The organism is Oribacterium sp. NK2B42, from assembly GCF_000424445.1.
Classification (GTDB): Bacteria; Bacillota; Clostridia; order Lachnospirales; family Lachnospiraceae; genus Oribacterium.
This window is the reverse complement of sequence record NZ_AUJX01000084.1, coordinates 1-4,772: the sequence shown is the minus strand read 5'-3', so window position 1 is coordinate 4,772 and position 4,772 is coordinate 1. Positions and strand designations below refer to the sequence as shown.

Annotated in this window: 5 protein-coding genes; all 5 read right to left on the bottom strand. The window is 46.1% G+C overall.

Annotation, left to right across the window (positions count from 1 at the left end; translation table 11 throughout):
• Positions 1-122: 122 nt before the first annotated feature.
• Positions 123-899 (bottom strand): tryptophan synthase subunit alpha, encoded by a 777-nt coding sequence (trpA, locus tag G625_RS0114445; protein WP_029201658.1) that lies wholly within the window; start codon positions 897-899, stop codon positions 123-125.
• Complete coding sequence (gene trpB / locus G625_RS0114440; protein WP_029201657.1) at positions 896-2,086, bottom strand: tryptophan synthase subunit beta; 1,191 nt, start codon at positions 2,084-2,086, stop codon at positions 896-898. Before trpB ends, trpA begins: the two co-directional genes overlap by 4 nt.
• 145 nt (positions 2,087-2,231) lie before the next feature.
• The gene (locus tag G625_RS0114435) at positions 2,232-2,912 is read right to left on the bottom strand and encodes a phosphoribosylanthranilate isomerase (RefSeq protein WP_029201656.1); all 681 of its coding nucleotides are present in this window, start codon (positions 2,910-2,912) and stop codon (positions 2,232-2,234) included.
• A gap of 3 nt (positions 2,913-2,915) precedes the next feature.
• On the bottom strand, positions 2,916-3,941 hold the full coding sequence (gene trpD, locus G625_RS0114430; protein WP_029201655.1) for an anthranilate phosphoribosyltransferase: 1,026 nt from the start codon (positions 3,939-3,941) through the stop codon (positions 2,916-2,918).
• A 614-nt stretch (positions 3,942-4,555) separates the two neighbouring features.
• Positions 4,556-4,772, bottom strand: a 217-nt coding sequence (gene tnpA / locus G625_RS0114425; RefSeq protein ID WP_029201473.1) for an IS200/IS605 family transposase, incomplete at its 5' end; no start/stop codon positions are given.

Genomic DNA, 4,772 nt, shown 5'->3' with positions numbered 1-4,772 from the left:
TTAGATGAAATCTAAAAATATGCAAATCCCACAAAAAATGTAGTTGTCATGCAGCTTTGACCGCAATTAGGAATTATTCTGTGAATAATTCAGGTTATATATTGTTTAAGAAATCAATCCTATCACGCCTCGTGTACCGCCCGGGCCAGCTCCTTCACAAATGCTCCCACCTTCTCCGGAGCAGCCTTGCCGTGCTCGGCAATTATCTTCACAATAGCGGATCCCACGATGGCTCCGTCACTTACCTTTGCCATTGCCTCCGCCTGGCCGACATTGGAAATGCCGAATCCCACAGCGCAGGGGATGTCTGTACATTCCTTTACAAGCTTCACCATGGATCCTATATCTGTTGTAATGCTTGATCTTGAACCTGTAACTCCAAGAGAGGAAACCACGTAAATATATCCCTTTGCATCCTTAGCGATCATCTTAATTCTGTCCTGGGAAGTAGGCGCGATCATGGAAATAAACTCCACATCATATTTATCACACACCTCCTCAAATTCTCCCCTCTCCTCATAAGGTACGTCCGGGAGGATAATGCCGCTGACACCTGAATCGGAAGCTTCCTTTATAAACTTCTCTATACCGTAGGAGAAGACAACATTGGCATAAGTCATATAGATGAAGGGCACTTCTGTTTCCTTGCGAAGTTCCTTTGTGAATTCAAAAATCTTATCAGTAGTAGCTCCGCCTGAAAGTGCCCTGTTGTCTGCCTCCATGATCACCGGTCCCTCCGCTGTAGGATCCGAAAAGGGAATTCCAAGCTCGATGATATCTGCTCCGTTTTTCACCATCTCAAGTACGCATTTTCTTGTGGTCTCCAGATCCGGATCCCCGCAGGTAATAAACGGTATGAATGCTTTGTGATTTTTGAATGCATCTGTGATCCTGCTCATTCTGAAATTACCTCCCCTCTGTAACGTGCGATAGCCGCGCAGTCCTTGTCTCCTCTTCCGGAAACAGTCACAACTATGATCTGATCCTTTGACATGGTCGGCGCCAGCTTCTTAACATAGGCCAGCGCATGTGATGACTCGATGGCAGGTATGATTCCCTCCAGCTTTGAAAGATATTCAAATGCTTCAACCGCCTCATCATCTGTAATCGCCACATACTGTGCTCTTCCGATGTCATGAAGATAAGCGTGCTCAGGTCCGATTCCGGGATAATCAAGTCCGGCAGAAATCGAATAAACCGGTGCGATCTGACCGTACTCATTCTGGCAGAAATAGGACTTCATACCGTGGAAGATACCGAGTCGTCCGGTATTGATGGTGGCTGCTGTTTCAAAGGTGTCAATGCCTCTGCCCGCAGCCTCACAGCCTATAAGCTTTACATCTTTGTCATCGATAAAATGATAGAAAGTACCGATGGCATTGGAGCCGCCTCCGACGCAGGCTACAACCGCATCAGGAAGTCTGCCTTCCTTTTCAAGCATCTGCTCCTTGATCTCTCTTGAGATAACCGCCTGGAAATCACGTACGATTGTAGGGAAAGGATGTGGTCCCATTACGGATCCGAGACAGTAATGGGTATCCTCAATCCTTGAAGTCCACTCTCTCATGGCCTGGGAAACAGCATCCTTGAGGGTTCCTGTTCCTGTGGTTACCGGGACAACCTCTGAACCTAGAAGGCGCATTTTGTAAACATTAAGCGCCTGTCTCTCCATATCCTCTTTTCCCATAAATACCACACACTCCATATCGAGTAGTGCCGCAACAGTGGCGGTTGCCACACCATGCTGGCCCGCTCCGGTTTCTGCAATGAGACGGGTCTTACCCATCTTCTTTGCAAGAAGTGCCTGACCGAGACAGTTATTTATCTTGTGGGCACCGGTGTGGTTCAGATCCTCTCTCTTTAAGTAGATCTTTGCACCGCCCAGATCCTCTGTCATTCGCTTCGCATAGTAAAGCCTCGACGGACGGTTTGCGTACTCATTGTAAAGCTCCATAAGCTCCCTGTTAAACTCAGGGTCGTCCTTGTATTTGTTGTAAGCTTCCTCAAGCTCTATTACCGCATTCATAAGTGTTTCAGGTATGTACTGACCGCCGTGAACGCCAAATCTGCCATTGTTCTGATTCATTTTCTCTCCTCTGCTTATTACTGTTACCCGTTTTTTGTCCCGGATTTCCGATTGGTTCTTCATCGCTGAATTTGAGCTTTCTGTATGTTTTTATCTTTTGTATTCATGCCCTTGATCAGGACTGATAGACATGGGTCGATTAAATTCACAGCATTCTTACTTTCTCTATGAATTCCCTGATTTTTTCAGGATTCTTATATCCATCCTCTTCCACCCCGGAGCTTACATCCACTGCATAAGGATGAAGCATTTTCACTGCTCCCGAAACATTTTCAGGATTAAGTCCCCCCGCAAGGAAATACGGCTTATCAAAGTCCCTCAGTATGCTCCAGTCAAATGTCTCTCCCGAGCCATATCCGTTATCGAAAAGGATATAATCCGCGGGGCTTTTCCCTGCTTCCTCAAGGATTCTCCATGCACTTTTTCTCACGGCATCCTCTTCCTTAAGATTTTTAAAAACAAACGCCTTGATGATCTCACCGCCTGTCATGTATTCTTTTCTGTCAGAAAAAATCCCGGGCTTTTGGAGTTCTTCCTTAAGCTCCCTGATATAATCCTCTGATTCATTTCCGTGAAGCTGTGCCACTGAGATGATTCCCTTTCGCATCAGCCTGAGAATTTCAGCTTTATCAGCATTAACAAAAACCCCTGCTGAGCTTATCTTTTCATCCAGAAGTGCCCTGAGCTTCTCAGCCTGCTCTTCTGTAACATAGCGTTTGCTCTTTTTATAGAATACGAACCCCACATATTCAGGTTTGTATTTATTTACTGCTTCTATATCCTCAGGTCTTCTCAGACCGCATATCTTGATTTTTGTCGTTTCCATATTTTATGTATTACTTGCAATGATATACTCTTCCAGTTTCTTTAAAGCTGCTCCACTATCTATAAGCTCCTGAGCCTTCTTTACGCCCTCTTCAATGCTGTCTGCTTTACCGCCTATATAGATTGCGGCTCCCGCGTTGAGGAGCACTGCATTTCTCTTGGTGCCCTGTATGTCTCCGCTTAAGATCTTTCTTGTGATCAATGCATTATCCGCAGGAGTTCCTCCCACCAGTTCGTTCTTGGTACCTCTTACAAGTCCGAAGTCCTCCGGCTTGATAACGGTGGTTCTGTAGTAACCATTCTTAAGCTCGCAAAGTGTGGTAGGTGCTGAGGCGGAAATCTCATCCATCTTGTCCTGACCGTAAACCACGAATGCTCTCTTTACCCCAAGCTTATCCAGAACCTTTGCCACCGGCTCAACCAGATACTCATCATATACGCCAAGGAGGAACATATCCGGATTCGCAGGATTTGTGAGCGGTCCCAGAATATTGAAAACCGTACGGAAGCCAAGCTCTTTTCTGATAGGTCCCACATATTTCATAGCTGAGTGATACTTCTGTGCGAAGAGGAAGCAAATGCCTACATCTCTGAGAAGCTCCTGTGCCTTTTCCACATCCTGCTGGATATTAACTCCCAAAGCCTCCTGGCAGTCTGCGGTTCCGGAAAGTGAAGATGCTGCTCTGTTACCATGCTTTGCGACTTTTATTCCCGCTGCGGCTATGACCATTGCAGCTGTGGTGGAAATATTAAAACTGTGTGCCCCGTCTCCTCCGGTCCCAACTATTTCGAGAACCTCCATTCCCGGATGCGGAACTTTGGTTGCCTGCTCTCTCATGGCAGCGGCACAGCCTGATATTTCGTCAATGGTCTCAGCTTTTGTGGACTTAGTGGAAAGTGATGCAAGGAACGCAGCGTTCTGTGTAGGTGTTGTCTGACCTGTCATGATCTCAGTCATAACTTCATAAGCCTCCTCATAGGTCAGGTCACCCTTCAATGTTGCGATTTTGTCGATTGCATTTCTGATCATTTTGTTCTCCTTCCGAGGTTCTTCCTCTTTTGAAAATCCTGATCTCACGCTGCGCTTTATGTCTTCCGCTCTAATCGAGCAGGAGTTCTTCCCTGCTCGCCCGCGGACCGCCGGTCTGCAAAACAGACATCTTCCTTTCGGCGGTCTTGCGATAAAAAGAAAGTCCCTGGCAGAACCAAAATTTAATCTGGTTCTGCCAGGGACGAAATATTCGCGGTGCCACCCTGTTTCACGACATGACTCGTGCGCTTTGCGAGATACCTTCATATCTCCGACAACTAACGTATGTCTCACGTCACAGGATACTCAGCATCTTAACCATCGATGCTTTTCATTGTGCCCTTAGCGGTCCATTTGCCATGCTGTTTTTCGCCGGATTCTCACCATCGCCGACTCTCTGTGGAAGCATACATAGTTTAATCTCCGCTTCAACGGTTTAAACTATTGAATTACAAACTACGATAAAACTTTTAGCGATAAATGTCAAAGTCAGTACCACCAGCCCTGCTGGTGGTTTGAGTTAACCCCTTCCGGGGCAAGTGTTGTGATTCCGCCTAAAGGCGGTCTAGCAAACCATTCTGATGTTACTGGTTACCACTTAAAAGTGGTTCTCATTATCCTTCCGCACGATCTGCTTTAGTTTGATCTTCTATATATTTTTTTATTGTAGCTTCATTAACATTTCCTACCGTTTCGCAGTAATAACCTCTTGCCCAAAAATGTCGATTATTTCTTTCCCGAAATTCCGGGTGCCTATCGAAGATCATCAACGCACTCTTTCCTTTGATTCTCCCCATGACTTTGGATACTGCCTCTTTCGGTGGTATTGAT